This is a genomic window from Cellulomonas sp. URHB0016 (assembly GCF_054057935.1).
Map to the genome: position 1 here is coordinate 3,079,145 of NZ_JBSRZU010000001.1, position 17,917 is coordinate 3,097,061.

The following is a 17,917-nucleotide window of genomic DNA, read 5'->3' on the forward strand; positions in this document are numbered from 1 at the left end:
ACTTGAGCGCGGCGGACTCAAGAGCGGCCCGCACACCACGGGCCACCTCAGACCCAGCACGACACGAAAGAAGGCACTCACATGGCACGAGCAGTCGGCATCGACCTCGGCACCACCAACTCGGTGGTCGCTGTCCTCGAGGGCGGCGAGCCCACGGTCATCGCCAACGCCGAGGGGTCGCGCACGACGCCGTCGGTGGTGGCGTTCTCCAAGACCGGTGAGGTGCTGGTCGGCGAGATCGCCAAGCGCCAGGCCGTCACCAACGTCGACCGCACGATCACGTCCGTCAAGCGCCACATGGGCACGGACTGGTCGACGGCGATCGACGACAAGAAGTACACCGCGCAGGAGATCAGCGCGCGGGTGCTCTCCAAGCTCAAGCGCGACGCCGAGGCCTACCTGGGCGAGCCGGTCACCGAGGCCGTCATCACCGTCCCGGCGTACTTCAACGACGCCGAGCGCCAGGCCACCAAGGACGCCGGGACGATCGCGGGCCTCAACGTCCTGCGCATCATCAACGAGCCCACCGCGGCCGCCCTGGCGTACGGCCTGGAGCGCGGCAAGGAGGACGAGCTCATCCTCGTCTTCGACCTCGGCGGCGGCACGTTCGACGTGTCCCTCCTGGAGGTCGGCAAGGACGAGGACGGCTTCTCGACGATCGAGGTCCGCGCGACGTCCGGCGACAACCGCCTCGGCGGCGACGACTGGGACAACCGCATCGTCGAGCACCTCGTCTCCGAGGTGAAGAACACGACGGGCGTCGACCTGTCCAAGGACAAGATCGCCCTGCAGCGTCTGCGCGAGGCCGCGGAGCAGGCCAAGAAGGAGCTGTCGTCCGCGACGAGCACCAACCTGAGCCTCCAGTACCTGTCCATGAGCGAGAACGGTCCGGTGCACCTGGACACCAAGCTCACGCGCGCGCAGTTCCAGCAGATGACGCAGGACCTGCTCGACCGGACGAAGGCGCCGTTCCACTCGGTCATCAAGGACGCGGGCATCAAGCTCTCGGACATCGACCACGTGGTGCTCGTCGGCGGCTCCACCCGCATGCCCGCGGTCACGGAGGTCGTCAAGGAGCTCACGGGCGGCCAGGAGCCCAACAAGGGCGTCAACCCGGACGAGGTCGTGGCCGTCGGCGCGGCGCTGCAGGCCGGTGTCATGAAGGGCGACCGCAAGGACGTCCTGCTCATCGACGTGACCCCGCTGTCCCTCGGCATCGAGACCAAGGGCGGGGTGATGACCAAGCTCATCGAGCGCAACACGGCCATCCCCACCAAGCGGTCGGAGATCTTCTCCACGGCCGAGGACAACCAGCCGTCCGTCCTCATCCAGGTGTTCCAGGGCGAGCGCGAGTTCGCACGGGACAACAAGCCGCTCGGCACGTTCGAGCTGACCGGCATCGCGCCGGCCCCGCGTGGCGTCCCGCAGGTCGAGGTCACGTTCGACATCGACGCGAACGGCATCGTGCACGTGTCCGCCAAGGACCGCGGCACGAACAAGGAGCAGTCGATGACGATCACCGGCGGGAGCGCCCTCCCCAAGGAGGACATCGACCGCATGGTGAAGGAGGCCGAGGAGCACCAGGCCGAGGACAAGGCCCGCCGCGAGGACGCCGAGGCCCGCAACTCCGCCGAGCAGCTCGTCTACTCGACCGAGAAGCTCCTCGTCGACAACGCGGACAAGCTGCCGGACGCCGTGAAGACGGACGTGCAGGCCGCGGTCGGCGAGCTGAAGGTCGCGCTCGAGGGCACGGACACCGACGAGGTGAAGGCCAAGACGGCGCACCTCGCCCAGGTCAGCCAGAAGATCGGCGAGGCCATCTACTCGTCGAGCCAGTCCGCCGACGCGAGCGCCGAGCAGCCGGCCGCGAGCCAGGGCAGTGACGAGGACGTCGTCGACGCCGAGATCGTCGACGACGAGGACGAGGCGGCCAAGTGACCGACAAGACCTCCTCGGGGTCGGGTCAGCCCGACCCCGAGGAGGGGGCCCCGCGGTTCGTCGACAAGCGGCGCATCGACCCGGAGACGGGCCAGGTGCGCACGCCCGAGGAGCAGGTGCTCGCCGACGCGGAGGAGATCGCGGCGGGTGCCGAGGAGGAGGTCGTGCTGGAGGGGCTCGTCGAGGCCCAGAAGCTGGCGGCCGAGCGGCTCGACGAGCTGCAGCGCTCGCAGGCGGCGTACTACAACCTCGAGCAGCAGTACTCGTCGTACGTGAAGCGCGCCAAGGCGGACGCGATCGCGGCCCACGACCGTGGTGTCGCGAGCCTCGCCGAGGCCCTGATCCCGGTGCTCGACGACATCGAGCTGGCCCGCCAGCACGGTGACCTGACCGGCCCGTTCGCGTCGATCGCCGAGAAGCTGCAGGCCACCCTGTCCCGCGTGGGCATCCAGCAGTACGGCGAGGTCGGCGAGGCGTTCGACCCGAACGTCCACGAGGCGCTCATGCACTCGCACTCGGCGGAGGTCACCGAGCCGACCGTCCAGATGGTGCTGCAGCACGGGTACCGCACGGCCGACCGGGTGCTTCGGGCGGCGCGCGTCGCCGTCGTCGACCCGGAGGCCTGAGAATCATCGACAACAGGAGGGAGGCGCCGTGACCGGGCAGGACTGGCTGGAGAAGGACTTCTACGCGGTTCTCGGCGTCCCCAAGGACGCGGACGCCGCGACGATCAAGAAGGCGTACCGCAAGCTCGCCCGCGAGAAGCACCCCGACCACAACCCGGGTGACGCGCAGGCGGAGGCGAAGTTCAAGGAGGTCGGCGAGGCCTACTCGGTCCTGTCCGACCCCGAGCACCGCCAGCAGTACGACCAGCTGCGGGCCATGGCCGGCGGTCCCCGGTTCACCGCCGGGGGCCGCGGCGGTGCCGGTGGCTTCGAGGACGTGTTCGGCGGGATGTTCGGTGGCCAGCCGGGCAGCCGGACGCGGTACTCGACGAGCGGCGCGGGCGGTGCCAACTTCGAGGACCTGCTCGGCGGCCTGTTCGGCCAGCAGGGCGGTGCCGGGTTCCAGCGCGGCCCGCAGCAGGGTGCCGACCTCGCGGCGAGCGTCACGCTACCGTTCCGGCAGGCCGCCGAGGGCTCCACGGTGTCGCTCGGCGTCGAGGGCCGCACGGTCAATGCCCGCATCCCCGCGGGTGTCCGCGACGGCCAGAAGATCAAGCTGGCCGGCAAGGGGCGCCCCGGCGACGGCGGCGCGCCCGCCGGTGACCTCGTCGTCACCGTCAACGTGACCCCGCACCCCGTGTTCTCCCTCGACGGCGAGAACGTGCGGATCACGGTCCCGGTCGCGTTCGACGAGGCGGCACTGGGCGCGACGATCGAGGTCCCGACGCTCGACGGCTCGACCGTGCGGCTCAAGGTGCCCGAGGGCACCCCGTCCGGGCGGGTCCTGCGGGTCAAGGGCAAGGGCATCACGCGGGGGAAGGTGACCGGTGACCTGCTGGTCACGGTCCAGGTCGTCGTGCCGCAGCGCCTCAACGGCGCCGCCCGCGAGGCCGTCCAGGCGTTCGGCATCGCGACGTCCAGCGAGGACGTGCGGGCCGGCCTGCTGGACGCCGCCAGGAAGTGACCTGACGTGCCGTCCGACGACGCCCGCGTCTACGTCATCTCCGTGGCGGCCGAGCTCGCCGGCATGCACCCGCAGACCCTGCGCCAGTACGACCGGCTCGGACTCGTGTCGCCGGGCCGGACGAGCGGGCGTGGCCGGCGCTACTCGCTCCGGGACATCGCCACCCTCCGGGAGGTCCAGCGGCTCTCGCAGGACGAGGGCGTGAACCTCGCAGGGATCAAGCGGATCCTCGAGCTCGAGTCCGAGATCGACGGCCTGCGCCGGCAGGTCGAGTACCTGCGGGCGTTCGTCGAGCCCGGTCGGCGGGTGTTCACCGCGGATGCCCGTGGCGACGTGGTGGCCGTCCCGCGCGGGCTCCGGGCCCGACGGAGCGGCCACACCGCCGAGACCGGCGCCGTCGTCCTGTGGCGGCCGACGCCACGCTGACCGTCGTCCGGCCCTGAGGTGGACCGTCGCCCGGCGATCCGCCCGACGTACGAAGGTGGTGTGGCATGGAGATCGCCGCTCGTTCGGAGTGCACCACGTGGGCTTCTCGGCGAAGCAGCGGCGGGTCACTGCCAACGTCGTCGTCCCGGCCTCCGAGCTCGCCGAGCACGGGTCGGAGGCGCTCGCGACGCACTTCGACGTGCTCGCGGGAGCAGTCGCGAGACGCGTCGCGCCCGGCCGTGCCGACGGGCTGGGGAAGGTGCTCGGCGGCGCGTTCCGGGCAGCGGTCCTGGCCTGAGACAGGCCCACGACCTGCGGGAAGGCGCCGACAGCCCGGCTGGTGCTGCCTAGACTCCACCGGGTGACGTTCGACCTCGACCGCGCCCGCCGTGACACGCCCGGCACCGCCGTCGTCGCCCACCTGAACAACGCGGGGAGCGCGCTCCGTCCGCAGGTGGTCACCGACGCCGTCGTCGCGCACCTGCGCCGGGAGGCCGAGATCGGCGGGTACGAGGCCGAGGACGAGGTCGCCGACCGGGTCGAGGCCGTCTACGGGTCGGTAGCCCGCTTGGTCGGCGGCCACGCCGACGAGATCGCGCTCGTCGAGAGCGCGACGGTCGCCTGGGACGTCGCGTTCGCGTCGGTCCCCCTGCGAGCCGGTCAGCGCATCCTCACCGCCCGCACCGAGTACGTCAGCAACGCCATCGCGCTGCTCCAGGCGTGCGAGCGCACCGGTGCGGTGCTCGAGGTCGTCGACGACGACGAGCACGGCCAGGTCGACGTCGACGCCCTGGCGGCCCGGCTCGACGACGACGTCGCGCTCGTCGCCCTCACGCACGTCGCCACCGGTGGGGGGCTGGTCAACCCTGTGGCCGCCGTGGGCCGCCTGACGCGTGCGGCCGGCGTCCCGTTCCTGCTCGATGCCTGCCAGTCCGTCGGCCAGCTGCACGTGGACGTCGAGGAGATCGGCTGCGACCTCCTCGCGGCGACAGGGCGCAAGTTCCTGCGGGCACCACGAGGTACCGGGTTCCTGTACGCGTCACGCGCCGTGACCCCACGGCTGGTCCCGCCGGTGCTCGGCCTGGGCGCCGCGACGTGGACGTCGGCGACGACCTACGAACCCGCCCCCGACGCCCGCCGGTTCGAGACCTGGGAACGGTCGGTGGCGAACGTGCTGGGGCTCGGTGCGGCGGCCGAGTACGCGCTCGGCTGGGGCACTCGGACGATCGAGGAGCAGGCGCGTGCCGTCAGTGGCCGGCTGCGCGGCCTGCTCGCCGACGTTCCCGGCGTGACCCTCCGGGACAAGGGCGTGGACCGGTGCGCGATCGTCACGTTCACGGTCGACGGCGTCCCTGCGGCCGACGTCCGTGACGCGCTGCACGCCGCCGGGGTCAACGTGAGCATCACCCGGTCGTCGTCGTCCCAGCTCGACCTGGCCTCCCGTGGGCTGACGGAGGTGGTCCGGGCGTCACCGCACTACTACACGTCGGACGACGAGCTGGAGCGGGCGGTCGGCGCCCTGCCCCGGCACTGACGTCCTCGCAGGGCTCGCCGCGGCGAGCCTGGCCTGGACTGGCCGGCGGCGCCGAGCCCGGCCTGGACTGGCCGGCGGCGCCGCGGGAGGCGCCCGACGGCGTCAGGACGCGGCGTCCCGGCGCTCAGACGCCACGGCCCCCGGTGAAGGCTCACCGGGGGCGTGCGCGTCGGACGTCAGTACTGCGGACCCGAGGGCGGCTGCCCGCCCGTGCCGGGTCCCTGCTGGCCGTAGCCCTGCGGGTACTGGGGCGGCGCAGTGTCCCAGGACGCCGGCGCGGCGGGCTGGCCCCACTGGCTGGTGCCCGGCGCCGCGTACGCGGGGTACCCGACCTGCCCTGGATAGCCGCCCACGGCGGCACGCAGCTCGCGCAGCTCACGCTCGATGGGCCACTCCTGGAAGCAGAACATGATGAGCACCACGATGTTCGCGATCGGCACGAAGCACAGTGCCGCGTACCAGCCGGAGTAGCCGGCCTTGCGGGCCACGCGGACGTAGCAGTAGACGGCGAACGCGACGATGGCCGCCTCGAACAGCACGATCAGGATGATCCCCACGATGGGGATTGCCGACGACGAGGCATCAGGCTCGTACATGGGCGGCCCTTTCCTTTGAGGCCGCCCGGAGGGCAGCGTGCACCGGGACATGCGGTGCGGCGGACGGATCACGCACCGGACCGTGGACGGCGCGGGCGCGTCGGAAGGCTACCGGCCCGGCGTCCGTGGCCGTCGGGTGATTCGCTCCGCCGAGACGCACTTCACTCGTGCGGCTCCGGGTCCGGGACGTCCGGCAACCGGACGAGCCGGGACGGGTGCCCTCGCCGGCGCCGGGGGCGGGAGAATGCTCGGGTGCCACGGACAGCGCTCGGGGTCGACGTCGGGACGACGAACATCAAGGTCGCGGTCGTCGACGTCGCGGACGGCCGGGTCCTCGGCCTGGCCTCCGCACCGACGCCGTCGCCCGACGCCCTCGGTGCGGTGCTCGCCGGCCTGGTCGCCCAGGTACTCCCCTCCGGTCCGGCACCCGAGGCGGTCGGTGTGGCGTCGATGGCCGAGACCGGCGTCCCGCTCGACGCGTCCGGCGAGCCACGCGGAGGCTGGCTCCGCTGGGACGGCCACCGCGCCGGTGCGGAGGCCGCCGTGCTCGCGGAGCGGCTGGGCCGGGCCGAGCTCTTCGCAGCGACAGGGGTCCGGGCGAGCGCCAAGGTGCCGATGGCGACGTGGGCGTGGCTGGCGGAGCACCGGCCGGACCACCTGCGGGACGGACGCTGGGCGGGCGCCGCGGACCTGGTCGGCCTGCTCCTCACCGGCCGGCTGGCCACCGACCACACCCTCGCGGGCCGCACGATGGCGTACCGGCTCGGCACCCCGGGCGCGCTGCCCGACGGCTTCGACACCGACCTGCTCGCCGAGGTGGGCCTGCGGCGTCCGCAGGTGCCCGACGTGCTCGCACCGGACGAGGTGCTCGGGCGCGTCCGGCCCGGGCCGTTCACCGAGGCCGGGCTGCCTGCCGGGACGCCCGTCACCATCGCGGGCCACGACCACGCCGTCGGAGCGTGGGCAGCGGGCGTCCGGGCGCCGGGCCAGGTGGCCGACTCGGTCGGGACCGCCGAGGCCGTCTGCACGGTCCTGGCCGTGGACCCGGCGCCCGGCCCGGTGGCGGAGTCCGGCATGAGCCTGGTCCGCACGGTGACCGGGCGGCTGCCCGCGCTGCTCGCCGGCTCGTCGAGCGCGGGCGCCACGGTCGCGTGGTGGCTGCGCACGCAGGTGCCCGACGAGGACCCGGACCGGCTCATGGCCGAGGTGCGCGCGCTCGGCGACGACCCCGGCCCGGTCGTCGTCCTGCCGTACCTCCACGGCCGGCAGACCCCCGATCCGGACCCGGCCGCCCGCGTACGGGAGCTCGGCACCGGCACGCCGGCGGAACGCACCCACGGCCTGCTGCTCGGCCTCGCGCTGCAGGCCCGCTGGATGCTCCAGACGCAGCTCGCGCTCGCGGGCGGGGCCTCGCCCGCGGACGTCGCCCTGCTCGGCGCGCCGATGACGAGCAACCCGGCGTGGCTGGGCCTGAAGGCACGCGTGACGCCCGCGCCGACCCGTCTGGTGCAGGCGGCCGAACCCGTCGCCGCCGGCGCCGCGCTCCTGGCCGCCGACCGCTCCGGCCTCCTGGACGGACCGGCCCCTGCGCTCGCGGCGGGCCCCCCGTCCCGCCCGCGGGCCGACGACCAGGCCGTGGGCGCGGTGTTCGCGCGCTTCGTCGCTGCCGCCCGGACCGCCGGGACACCCGTCGCGGTGGACCACCCGAACGGCCCCGTCGCCTACCCGCCCGCCGATGCGCCCGCCGCGCAGCGGGCCGTGCACGGGGCCCGGGCGGTCGTCGGGTTCCTGCACACCGGTGCGGTGCACCCCCCGACGTTCGACGCGCTGCTCGCCGACCGGGCCCCCCGCGTCGAGGCGGTGCACGTCGTCGACGCCGACGTGCTCATGACGGTCCGGCGGGAGGGTGTGACCGACGACGTCCGGGCGACGGTGCTGGCACACGTCCGGGACCTCGAACGGTCGGGCGCGTCGGCGGTGCTGGTCACGTGCTCGTCGATCGGTGAGGTCGTGGACGAGGCGGCTGCCGTCGCCGGCGTCCCGGTGCTGCGGGTCGACCGCCCGATGGCCGCCCGTGCCGTCGCCGTCGCCGGGGACGGTGGCCGGGTCGCGGTCCTCGCCACCCTGTCGTCGACGGTCGGCCCCACGAGCCGGCTGGTGGCGGAGGCCGCGCGGGCGGCGGGCGTGCACGTCGAGGTGGACACCGTCGTGGTGCCCGGTGCCGCGGACGCCCGGGACGCGGGCGACGACGACACGGCCGACCGCCTGGTCACCGACGCCGTGGTCCGGGCCGCGGCGGGTGCCGACGTGGTGGTGCTGGCCCAGGCCACGATGGCCGCGGCCGCCGACCGCGCGGCGGTGCCGGTCCCGGTGCTCACGTCCCCGCGCACGGGCCTGGTGGCCGCCCTGGCCGCGCTCGGCACCACCCAAGCCTGACCCCGGCACCCCAGAAGCCTCGCAACCCGCAGGCCCGGCACCCCGGGGCCACCCCGTGTCGGCGCACGTCGGCCCGTGTCGGCGCACGTCAGGCCATGTCGGCGCTCGTCAGCCCGTGTCGGCGGGCGTGTCAGCGCCGTGTCGGTGCCGTGTCAGGCGCCCCGGGCAGGCTGACGGCCATGACCACAGACCTGGTGATCGAGGCAGAAGGCCTCCTCAAGCACTTCGGTGAGACGAAGGCCCTGCAGGGCGTCGACCTCTCCGTCGCCCGCGGCACCGTCCTCGGCGTGCTCGGCCCCAACGGGGCGGGCAAGACGACGGCGGTCCGCATCCTGTCCACGCTCCTCACCCCCGACGGCGGAAGTGCGCGCGTCGGCGGCTTCGACGTCGTCAAGGACGCCGAGCGCGTCCGTCAGACCATCGGCCTCACAGGCCAGTACGCGTCCGTCGACGAGGACCTCACGGGCCGCCAGAACCTCCAGCTCATCGGCGTCCTGCTCGACCTCGGGAAGGCGGCGGCGAAGGCCCGCGGCGCCGAGCTGCTCGAGTGGTTCGACCTCACCGCCGCCGCCGACCGTCCCGCCAAGACGTACTCGGGCGGCATGCGCCGCCGCCTCGACCTGGCCGCGAGCCTCGTCGGCCGGCCGGACGTCATCTTCCTCGACGAGCCCACCACGGGTCTCGACCCGAGCAAGCGCGAGGACATGTGGAACGTGGTCCGCTCGCTGGTCGACGACGGCTCGACGGTGCTGCTGACCACCCAGTACCTCGAGGAGGCCGACGCGCTGGCCGACGAGATCACGGTCATCGACCACGGTCGCGTCATCGCGCACGACACGCCTGACGGACTCAAGCGGATCGTCGGCGGCCAGACCCTCGAGGTCCGCCCGTCCGACGCGACCCGGCTCGAGGAGACGGCGACGATCCTCGGCCAGGTGTCGACGGGCCGCGCCGACGAGATCCGCAAGGGTGTCCTCGCGGTGCCCGTGAGCAGCGACGAGGCCCTCACGGCCACCGTCGCGCGGCTCGCCGCCGCGGGGATCACGGTGACCGAGCTGTCCCTGCACCTGCCCAGCCTGGACGAGGTGTTCTTCACCCTCACGGGTCGCACCGCGTCCGCCGACGACACGACCCTCACGAAGGAGGTGGCGGCATGAGCACCACCACGATCGACGCCCCGGTCCCGACGAGCGGCCGCCCGCCCGCACCGAAGGCCGCCACGGCCCGTCCGGCCAAGCGCCCGTTCGCCCTGGTCCGCCACTCGGCGGCGCTCGCGAAGCGCAGCCTCATCAAGACCTGGCGCACACCCGAGGCCCTGGTCGACGTGACGCTGCAGCCCGCGATCTTCCTGGTGATCTTCGTCTACATCTTCGGCGGCGCGGTCGCCGGCGGGACGACGCAGTACCTGCAGTTCCTGCTCCCGGGCATCCTCGCCCAGACCATCGCGCAGGGCGCGATCGCGATCGGCGTGAACCTCAACACCGACCTCGAGAAGGGCATCTTCGACCGCTTCCGGTCGCTGCCCATCCCGCGGTCCGCACCACTGGTCGGCGCGGTCGCCGGTGACGTGGTCCGCTACGTCATCGTCATCGTCTCGACGTTCACCGTGGGCTACCTGATGGGCTTCCGCATCACCACGGACCCGCTCAGCGCGACGGCCGGCTGCCTGCTCGCGATCCTGTTCGCCCTGTGCCTGTCGTGGGTGTCGGTGTTCGTCGGGATGAAGGTCCGCACGTCCGGTGCCGTGCAGGGGATCATGTTCCTGATCATCATGCCGCTGAGCTTCGCGTCGAACGTGTTCGTCCCGACCGACTCGCTGCCGTCCTGGATGCAGACGTTCGTGACGTACAACCCGTTGACCCACCTGGTGGCGTCGATGCGCGGCCTGTTCCTCGGCGAACCGCTCGGCAACCACGTGTGGTGGACGCTGGCCTGGTGCGTCGCCTTGGTCGCGGTCTTCCTGCCGCTGGCCATGCGGGCGTACCGCAAGAAGGTCTGACGCACGCGAGCACCACGGGAAGGGCGGTCCGGCGCGCAGCCGGGCCGCCCGTCCGCGTCGGTCCCGTCCGCGTCGGTCCCGTCCGCGTCGGTCCCGTCCGCTTCAGCGCCCGTCGAGGTACGTGCCGGGCGGCCCGTGGACCGGCCCGACGACCTCGTCGACGAGCGTGCGGATACGGCGGGCCAGCACGGCCGCCGGCGTCGCCCGCAGCGCTGCGACGGAGGCCTGCCGGGCGTCGTCGTCACCCAGGAGCGCGGACAGGTGGCCGCTGAGGCCCAGCTGGAACATGGCAGTGAGGTTCGCGCCGAGCCGCGTGCCGAGCGCCCAGAGCTCGCGCGCCGCGTCGTCCTTGCCCTGGTGCGCAGCGAGGTCGGCCGCACCGAGCGCCACGGACCCGATCACGGGCATGTCCGACGTGCTCGACGCCTCCGGGCTCGCGAGCCGGATGAGCTCTGCGGCGCGCTCCTGGGCCGCGGGGGACCGCCCGGGGACCTTGTCGGCGACCCCGAGGTGCACCATGGCGCACGCGACGCGGAACACGGCCCGGGCCTGCGGGATCGGCAGGTCCACGCCGTCTACGGCGGCGGCGGCCTGGTCCGCGTGCGCCTCCGCGTCGTCGTACCGGCCCTGCCGCCAGTCGACGTGCGCGAGCCCGAGCAGCGCCTGGGCGACGTCCACGGCGTCCCCGCGGGCGTCGACGACCTCCTGCAGCGTCCGGAGCGCCTCGACGTCGCCGCCCATGGCCCGCTGCACGTCGAGCAGCACGCGCGCGGACCGGGCGTCCTGCATCGCCCCGACGAGCTCGAGGTGCTCGACGCCGCGGCGCAGCCACAGGGCCGAGTCCTCCAGACCCCGGGAGCCGTCCCACTGCCCGACCCCCTGGGCCGCCATGCCCATGCCCCAGTGGTCGCCGATCGACTCGAACCGCGCGTAGGCCTCCCGGGCGTCGGTGGCGGACTGCTCGGCGTTGCCGCCGTTCTCGCGGATCGCCGCCCGCAGGAACAGGCCGAGCCCTTGGAGGTACGGGTCGTCGGACGCGATCAAGGGGGACGCCTCGGCGTCGTCGGCCCGCGTCCAGTCGAGCCCCGGGAGGGCGGCGACGAGCGCTGCCGTCCGGCCGCTCACCTCGTGCCGGCGATCAGCCATCACCAGGCGCGCGCCGCGCCAGGCGAGCGCCATGAGCCGCACGGACTCGATGGCGCCCGCGTTCACGGCGGCGAACAGGCACACGGCGGCGAGCCGGTCGCCGTGGGGCAGGGGGCCGCCGGCAGCGCGGCCCTGCAGGATGCTCGACGACCGCCGGGCGGACGGGTCGTCGGCGTGCAGCAGCTGTCCCGACCAGGCGACGACCTCGAGGTGCAGCCCCCGCACGGTCCAGAGCTGGAACAGCGCCGCCGCGATGTCGACGGCGGGCGGCTCGTCGCCGTGCGCCACGGCCCACCGCAGCGCCGTGAGGAACGTGTCCTGCTCGGTCGCGCACGCCGTGAACGCGGCGAGCTGGCTGTGCCCGATGAAGTCGTCCCGCAGCCGGGCGCACTCGGCCGCCGACCAGCGCACCAGACCGGTCATCGCGTCGGGCCGGTGCCCGACGGCGTCGAGCCGTGCGCTGCCGTACTCCCGGACGGTCTCGAGCATCCGGTACCTGGCGGGCCCGTCGTCGCTCTCGTCGAGCGTGAGCAGCGACTGCTCGACGAGCATCGCGAGCCCCCGGCGGACGGCCCGGGTGCCCTGCCCGGAGACCGCCAGCGCGGTGTCGGCCGTGAACGGCGCGGGGATCACCGCGAGCCGTTCCAGCAGGTCACGGTCCTGCGGGTCGAGCAGCTCACGGCTCCAGTCGACCATCGCCCAGAGGCTGGCGTGCCGTTCCGGCAGGCCGCGCAGGGCGTCGTCGAGCAGCGCGAAGCGGTCCGACAGGCCGGCCAGGACGTCGTCGACCGGCATCGCCCGCAGCCGCGCCGCCGCGAGCTCGAGGGCGAGCGGCAGGTTGTCGAGGCGGTGGCACAGCTCCCGGGCGCGTTCGCGGTCCCAGCCCAGCGTGTCGCGGCCGGCGCGTGCCCGGGACTCGAGCAGGGCGAGGGCGTCGTCGTCGGGCAGCGCCCGCAGCCGGTGCACGGCCTCGCCGACGATCCCGAGCGGTGCCCGGCTGGTGGCGAGCACCACGACGTCGGGCGGCGCCGAGGCCAGCAGGTCGGTGACGACGGCCGCCGCTGCGTCGAGCACGTGCTCGCAGTTGTCGAGCACCACGAGTCCGTCGAGGTCCTGGGCGGCGAACCCCAGCCGCTCCTGCGGCGTGAGCAGCCGTCGTCCGGGAGCGAGGTCGGGGCGCGTGGCCGCCGTCTCCCCGCCGCCGATCGCCGCCAGCACGGTGGGCAGCACCTCGGCCGGGTCGTGCACGCCCGCGAGCTCCACGGCCCGCACGGAGGTGCCGAGCGCGGCCGCCCGCCGGGCGACCTCGGTGGCCAGCCTCGTCTTGCCCGCACCCCCCGTGGCCACCACGGTGACGAGCGGTGCCTCCGTCAGCGCGGTCTCGACGGCGCCGACGTCGGCGTCGCGCCCCACGAGCACGGTCGCCGGCCGCCGCCACGACGAGGGCAGCGCGACGGTCGCCGGGGGCAGGGGCGGCCCGGTGCGCGGGCGGGCCGGGGCGGTCGGTGCGAGCTCGCCGCGGAGCAGGGCCAGGTGGGCCTGGGCGACCACGGGCGACGGGTCGGTGCCGTACCGCTCGGCGAGGTCGGTGCGCAGGTGGTCGACGACCTCGACGGCCTCCGCGTCCCGGCCCTGGGCGGCGAGCACCCGCACGAGGAGGGCGACGAGCGGCTCGTCGGGCGGGGTGCGCAGCGCGACGGCGCGCAGGTCGTCGACGGTTCCCGTGGTGTCGCCGAGCGCGAGGCCGACATCGGCCCGGACCGTGGCGACGTCGGCCAGGAGCCGAGCGGTGGCGTGGTCCGTCAGGTCCGGCACCGGTGGCACGAGGGCCCGCGCCTGGTCGGCGAGCGGGCGGGCCGGGCGCGGGTCGTCCGACCGGAGGGCGGTGCGGGCGCGGGCGACGAGCTCGGCCACCTCGTCGGTGTCCACCTGCAGGTCGTCCCGGGGCATCCGGTAGCCGCCGGAGGCCGCCGTGACGGGCAGCCCGAGCCGGCGGGCTCGGGAGACGAGCGCCTGGACGGCGCCTGTCGCGTCGTCGGGCGGGTCGCCCTCCCACACGTCCTCGACGAGAGCCGCGGACGAGACCGTGCGGCCGCGGGCGTCGAGGAGCGCACGGACCACGGCGACAAGCCGGTCGCCCCGGACGGCCCGGCCGTCGACGGCCAGCGTCCCGAGGGTCGTGATCTGCACCGGGACAGCATCCCTCACGAGAGATGCGGCGGGGGTGCCGTGGCCGGACGACGCACCGGGCCGGTCGCGCGAGGCGACCGGCCCGGTGCCCGCGTTTCCGCGGGGAGGGGAGGGGTGTGTCAGGCGTAGGCGCGGGCCGGCGCGGCGTTGCTGTCGGCGCCGCGGTACGTGCTGCCGTCGAGCCAGAGGATGTACAGGAAGATCAGGCTCAGGAAGAAGAGACCGGCCGTGAACCCGGCGCCGTGGCCGAAGGACACGGAGAGCGCGTGCAGGACGATGATCCCGAACACGATGTTCACGAACGGGATGAGCAGCAGGATGATCCACCAGATCGGCTTGCCGGTGATCTTGAGCAGCACGAGCGCGTTCAGGATCGGGACGAACGCCTTCCAGCCGGCCTCGCCCGCCTTGTTGAAGATGCCGAAGAGCGGCAGCGTGCCGATCAGGTAGCCGATGAGGCCGCCGATGTAGGCGCCCGGGCCGATGCTGGGGGTCGCGTCCGCCGCGACCGCGAGAAGTGTGTGCATGCGCGGAACGTAGCGGTCCCCGAGGTGCGAAGTGGGGCGTTTCGTGCATCAGTTCGGTCACGGCCGGTGATGGTGAGCCTGCGGTCCCCCGGACGGAGGACCCTGCCGGTGCGTCCGTCCGGGGGACCCGGCGAGCAGGTCGACGGCGGTCCGGCGTGTCGTCGCCCGGCGCGTCGGGAACGGGCGGACCGTGCTCTTGTGGACGTCGGTGTGCACCGTCCTGTGGGCCGGATGTGGACGGCCGCGAAGGTGCAGGCCAGCGGCCGTGTCAGAGGTGGACGGTACCCTCGAAACTTACGCACAGGGTGAAGAACGACACGGATGTAACACAAGCCCTAGTGGTCGTTTGCGGGCCGGACCACCAGGTGTAGTGTTGCGGACGACGCGGCGGGGGAGCCGTGATCGGCCCGGGGAGGGCCCAGAGAACTCGCGTGAGCACCCTCGTGGAGCGCCGCGCAGACAGGCAAGAGGGAGCCACGATGTCGATCACGGTGTACAGCAAGCCGGCGTGCGTGCAGTGCAATGCCACCTACCGCGCGCTCGACAAGCTCGATGCCGAGTACACGGTCGTGGACATCAGCGAGGACGCCGACGCCCGTGACTACGTCATGTCGCTCGGCCACCTGCAGGCGCCCGTCGTGATCGTCGACGGCGAGCACTGGTCGGGCTATCGGCCGGACCGCATCAAGGCGCTCGGCGAGCGCCTGGCGACCGCGGTCGCCTGACCTTCGTCCGACAGCGCAGCACACCGCAGCAGCACACCGAGCAGCACACAGAGGGCGGCGCGAGCCGCACCCACGGACGCCCCGGGCCGGCGCAGGCCACCACCGCGCCGGCCCGGCGGGCATCCTCCGGCACGCCCGGACGGCCGTGCCGACGTTCGACCCGAGTGAGGGAGCAGCGCGATGAGCTCGCTCGTCTACTTCTCCTCCGCCTCGGACAACACCCACCGCTTCGTGCAGAAGCTCGGCCTGCCGGCACAGCGCATCCCGCTGCGACCGACCGACCCGTTCCTGCGCGTCACCGAGCCGTACGTCCTGGTCGTCCCGACCTACGGCGGAGGTGTCGAGGGTGGCGCAGTACCCCGGCAGGTCATCAAGTTCCTCAACGACGAGGACAACCGTGCTCTGATCCGCGGCGTCATCGCGGCAGGGAACACCAACTTCGGCGAGGCCTACTGCATCGCGGGGGACATCATCGCGGCCAAGTGCCGGGTCCCCTACCTGTACGGGTTCGAGCTCATGGGAACGAACGAGGACGTCACCCGCGTCCGTGAGGGATTGAGGACATTTTGGCTTCGACAGTCGCAGATACCCGCGTAGACCTGACGGGGCTGGACTACCACGCCCTCAACGCGATGCTGAACCTCTACGGTCCGGACGGCGAGATCCAGTTCGACAAGGACCGTGAGGCCGCGCGCCAGTACTTCCTGCAGCACGTCAACCAGAACACGGTCTTCTTCCACGACCTCGACGAGAAGCTCGACTACCTCGTCGAGAACAAGTACTACGACCCCGAGGTCCTGGCGCAGTACGACCGGACGTTCATCAAGACGCTGTTCCAGTACGCGTACTCGAAGAAGTTCCGGTTCCAGACGTTCCTCGGCGCGTTCAAGTACTACACGTCGTACACGCTGAAGACGTTCGACGGGAAGCGGTACCTGGAGCGCTTCGAGGACCGTGTCTGCATGGTGGCCCTCTCGCTCGCCGAGGGGAACCAGGACTTCGCGATCAACCTCGTCGACGAGATCGTCAGCGGCCGGTTCCAGCCGGCGACGCCGACGTTCCTCAACCTCGGCAAGGCGCAGCGCGGTGAGCCTGTCTCCTGCTTCCTGCTGCGCATCGAGGACAACATGGAGTCCATCGCGCGCGGCATCAACTCCGCCCTGCAGCTGTCCAAGCGCGGCGGCGGCGTGGCGCTCCTGCTCAGCAACATCCGCGAGCACGGTGCGCCGATCAAGCACATCGAGAACCAGAGCTCCGGCGTCATCCCCGTGATGAAGCTGCTCGAGGACTCGTTCTCGTACGCCAACCAGCTCGGCGCCCGCCAGGGTGCCGGTGCCGTGTACCTGCACGCGCACCACCCGGACATCTACCGGTTCCTCGACACCAAGCGCGAGAACGCCGACGAGAAGATCCGCATCAAGACCCTGTCGCTGGGCGTCGTCATCCCCGACATCACGTTCGAGCTCGCCAAGAAGAACGAGCCGATGTACCTGTTCTCCCCGTACGACGTGGAGCGCGTGTACGGGGTGCCGTTCGCGGACATCGACGTGACCGAGAAGTACTACGAGATGGTCGACGACGCGCGGATCAAGAAGTCGAAGATCAGCGCCCGCGAGTTCTTCCAGACCCTCGCCGAGCTGCAGTTCGAGTCCGGCTACCCGTACGTGATGTTCGAGGACACGGTCAACCGTGCGAACCCGGTCAAGGGCAAGATCACGCACTCGAACCTGTGCTCGGAGATCCTGCAGGTCTCCACGCCGTCCACGTACAACGAGGACCTCTCCTACGCCGAGGTCGGCCGCGACATCTCCTGCAACCTCGGCTCCATGAACATCGCGCTGTCGATGGACTCGCCGGACTTCGGCAAGTCGGTCGAGACGGCCATCCGCGCCCTGACGGCGGTCTCCGACCAGACGGACATCGAGTCGGTCCCGTCGGTGAAGAAGGCGAACGCCGGGGGCCACGCCATCGGTCTCGGCCAGATGAACCTGCACGGGTACCTGGCGCGCGAGCGGATCTTCTACGGCTCCGACGAGGGCCTCGACTTCACGAACATCTACTTCTACACGGTGGCGTACCACGCCATCAGGGCGTCGAACCTCCTCGCGCAGGAGCGCAAGCAGGCGTTCTACACGTTCGACGAGTCGAAGTACGCGACGGGCGAGTACTTCGAGAAGTACATCGACAAGGCGTGGGAGCCCCGCACCGAGCGCATCCGCACGCTCTTCGCCGACGCCGGCGTGCACATCCCGACGCAGGACGACTGGCGTGCGCTGGCCGAGCTCGTCAAGGAGCACGGCATCTACAACCAGAACCTGCAGGCGGTCCCGCCGACCGGCTCGATCTCGTACATCAACCACTCGACGTCGTCGATCCACCCGATCGCGTCGAAGATCGAGATCCGCAAGGAAGGCAAGATCGGCCGCGTCTACTACCCGGCGCCGTTCATGACGAACGACAACCTGGAGTATTACCAGGACGCGTACGAGATCGGCTACGAGAAGGTCATCGACACCTACGCCGAGGCCACGCAGCACGTGGACCAGGGCCTGTCGCTGACGCTGTTCTTCAAGGACACCGCCACCACCCGCGACCTCAACAAGGCGCAGATCTACGCCTGGCGCAAGGGCATCAAGACGATCTACTACATCCGCCTCCGCCAGCTCGCCCTGGAGGGGACGGAAGTGGACGGCTGCGTCAGCTGCATGTTGTAGCCCTAGGCAACTGATCGTCTCGCCCCACTCATGCTCACGAAAGACGAAGGACAAGGC

At 72.4% G+C, this 17,917-nt stretch carries 15 protein-coding genes; 12 read left to right on the forward strand and 3 right to left on the reverse strand.

What is annotated here, in order from left to right:
* The first annotated feature begins 81 nt into the window (after positions 1–81).
* The 6 genes from dnaK (at position 82) to ACVW07_RS14205 (ending at position 5,527) form a co-directional block, all read left to right on the forward strand.
* Complete coding sequence (dnaK, locus tag ACVW07_RS14180; protein WP_456819881.1) at positions 82–1,938, forward strand: molecular chaperone DnaK; 1,857 nt, start codon at positions 82–84, stop codon at positions 1,936–1,938.
* A complete protein-coding gene (grpE, locus tag ACVW07_RS14185; RefSeq protein WP_456819882.1) occupies positions 1,935–2,564 on the forward strand; it encodes a nucleotide exchange factor GrpE in 630 nt (209 codons plus the stop codon). Before dnaK ends, grpE begins: the two co-directional genes overlap by 4 nt.
* A 28-nt stretch (positions 2,565–2,592) precedes the next feature.
* Positions 2,593–3,567, forward strand: a complete 975-nt coding sequence (locus ACVW07_RS14190; protein ID WP_456819883.1) for a DnaJ C-terminal domain-containing protein — start codon at positions 2,593–2,595, stop codon at positions 3,565–3,567.
* A 63-nt stretch (positions 3,568–3,630) separates the two neighbouring features.
* Positions 3,631–3,993, forward strand: a complete 363-nt coding sequence (locus ACVW07_RS14195; protein WP_456821086.1) for a heat shock protein transcriptional repressor HspR — start codon at positions 3,631–3,633, stop codon at positions 3,991–3,993.
* Between the two features lie 97 nt (positions 3,994–4,090).
* Complete coding sequence (locus tag ACVW07_RS14200; protein WP_456819884.1) at positions 4,091–4,291, forward strand: hypothetical protein; 201 nt, start codon at positions 4,091–4,093, stop codon at positions 4,289–4,291.
* A gap of 63 nt (positions 4,292–4,354) precedes the next feature.
* The gene (locus ACVW07_RS14205; RefSeq protein ID WP_456819885.1) at positions 4,355–5,527 is read left to right on the forward strand and encodes an aminotransferase class V-fold PLP-dependent enzyme; all 1,173 of its coding nucleotides are present in this window, start codon (positions 4,355–4,357) and stop codon (positions 5,525–5,527) included.
* Between the two features lie 176 nt (positions 5,528–5,703).
* On the opposite strand, the gene ACVW07_RS14210 is transcribed toward ACVW07_RS14205, so the two are convergent.
* Positions 5,704–6,123 carry a hypothetical protein gene (locus tag ACVW07_RS14210; protein ID WP_456819886.1) on the reverse strand — a complete coding sequence of 140 codons (420 nt, stop codon included), beginning with the start codon at positions 6,121–6,123 and terminating at the stop codon, positions 5,704–5,706.
* A gap of 252 nt (positions 6,124–6,375) precedes the next feature.
* Here ACVW07_RS14210 and ACVW07_RS14215 point away from each other — a divergent pair, with 252 nt between their 5' ends.
* From ACVW07_RS14215 to ACVW07_RS14225, 3 genes are all read left to right on the forward strand, one after another.
* On the forward strand, positions 6,376–8,559 hold the full coding sequence (locus ACVW07_RS14215) for an FGGY family carbohydrate kinase (RefSeq protein WP_456819887.1): 2,184 nt from the start codon (positions 6,376–6,378) through the stop codon (positions 8,557–8,559).
* Positions 8,560–8,738: 179 nt separating this feature from the next.
* Positions 8,739–9,716, forward strand: a complete 978-nt coding sequence (locus ACVW07_RS14220) for an ATP-binding cassette domain-containing protein (protein WP_456819888.1) — start codon at positions 8,739–8,741, stop codon at positions 9,714–9,716.
* Positions 9,713–10,558 carry an ABC transporter permease gene (locus tag ACVW07_RS14225; protein WP_456819889.1) on the forward strand — a complete coding sequence of 282 codons (846 nt, stop codon included), beginning with the start codon at positions 9,713–9,715 and terminating at the stop codon, positions 10,556–10,558. The genes ACVW07_RS14220 and ACVW07_RS14225 overlap by 4 nt, the downstream gene beginning before the upstream one ends.
* Positions 10,559–10,660: 102 nt before the next feature.
* Here the strand turns inward: ACVW07_RS14225 and ACVW07_RS14230 are convergent, their stop codons facing one another.
* Both ACVW07_RS14230 and ACVW07_RS14235 read right to left on the reverse strand, forming a co-directional pair.
* On the reverse strand, positions 10,661–13,894 hold the full coding sequence (locus ACVW07_RS14230) for a BTAD domain-containing putative transcriptional regulator (protein ID WP_456819890.1): 3,234 nt from the start codon (positions 13,892–13,894) through the stop codon (positions 10,661–10,663).
* Positions 13,895–14,013: 119 nt separating this feature from the next.
* Positions 14,014–14,421 carry a DUF5684 domain-containing protein gene (locus tag ACVW07_RS14235; RefSeq protein ID WP_456819891.1) on the reverse strand — a complete coding sequence of 136 codons (408 nt, stop codon included), beginning with the start codon at positions 14,419–14,421 and terminating at the stop codon, positions 14,014–14,016.
* Between the two features lie 479 nt (positions 14,422–14,900).
* On the opposite strand from ACVW07_RS14235, the gene nrdH reads away from it, so the two are divergent.
* The 3 genes from nrdH (at position 14,901) to nrdE (ending at position 17,860) form a co-directional block, all read left to right on the forward strand.
* Positions 14,901–15,146, forward strand: a complete 246-nt coding sequence (nrdH, locus tag ACVW07_RS14240) for a glutaredoxin-like protein NrdH (RefSeq protein ID WP_456819892.1) — start codon at positions 14,901–14,903, stop codon at positions 15,144–15,146.
* 180 nt (positions 15,147–15,326) lie between these two features.
* Positions 15,327–15,743 carry a class Ib ribonucleoside-diphosphate reductase assembly flavoprotein NrdI gene (gene nrdI, locus ACVW07_RS14245; RefSeq protein WP_456819893.1) on the forward strand — a complete coding sequence of 139 codons (417 nt, stop codon included), beginning with the start codon at positions 15,327–15,329 and terminating at the stop codon, positions 15,741–15,743.
* Positions 15,713–17,860, forward strand: a complete 2,148-nt coding sequence (nrdE, locus tag ACVW07_RS14250) for a class 1b ribonucleoside-diphosphate reductase subunit alpha (RefSeq protein ID WP_456819894.1) — start codon at positions 15,713–15,715, stop codon at positions 17,858–17,860. Before nrdI ends, nrdE begins: the two co-directional genes overlap by 31 nt.
* The last annotated feature ends 57 nt before the right edge of the window (positions 17,861–17,917 follow it).

What these genes read in the sequence shown, in the direction of transcription:
- dnaK (WP_456819881.1), top strand. Translation starts at nt 82, where the DNA reads ATGGCACGAGCAGTCGGCATCGACCTCGGCACCACCAACTCGGTGGTC.
- ACVW07_RS14195 (WP_456821086.1), top strand. Translation starts at nt 3,631, where the DNA reads ATGCACCCGCAGACCCTGCGCCAGTACGACCGGCTCGGACTCGTGTCG.
- ACVW07_RS14210 (WP_456819886.1), bottom strand. Translation starts at nt 6,123, where the DNA reads ATGTACGAGCCTGATGCCTCGTCGTCGGCAATCCCCATCGTGGGGATC.
- ACVW07_RS14220 (WP_456819888.1), top strand. Translation starts at nt 8,739, where the DNA reads ATGACCACAGACCTGGTGATCGAGGCAGAAGGCCTCCTCAAGCACTTC.
- ACVW07_RS14225 (WP_456819889.1), top strand. Translation starts at nt 9,713, where the DNA reads ATGAGCACCACCACGATCGACGCCCCGGTCCCGACGAGCGGCCGCCCG.
- ACVW07_RS14235 (WP_456819891.1), bottom strand. Translation starts at nt 14,421, where the DNA reads ATGCACACACTTCTCGCGGTCGCGGCGGACGCGACCCCCAGCATCGGC.
- nrdH (WP_456819892.1), top strand. Translation starts at nt 14,901, where the DNA reads ATGTCGATCACGGTGTACAGCAAGCCGGCGTGCGTGCAGTGCAATGCC.
- nrdI (WP_456819893.1), top strand. Translation starts at nt 15,327, where the DNA reads ATGAGCTCGCTCGTCTACTTCTCCTCCGCCTCGGACAACACCCACCGC.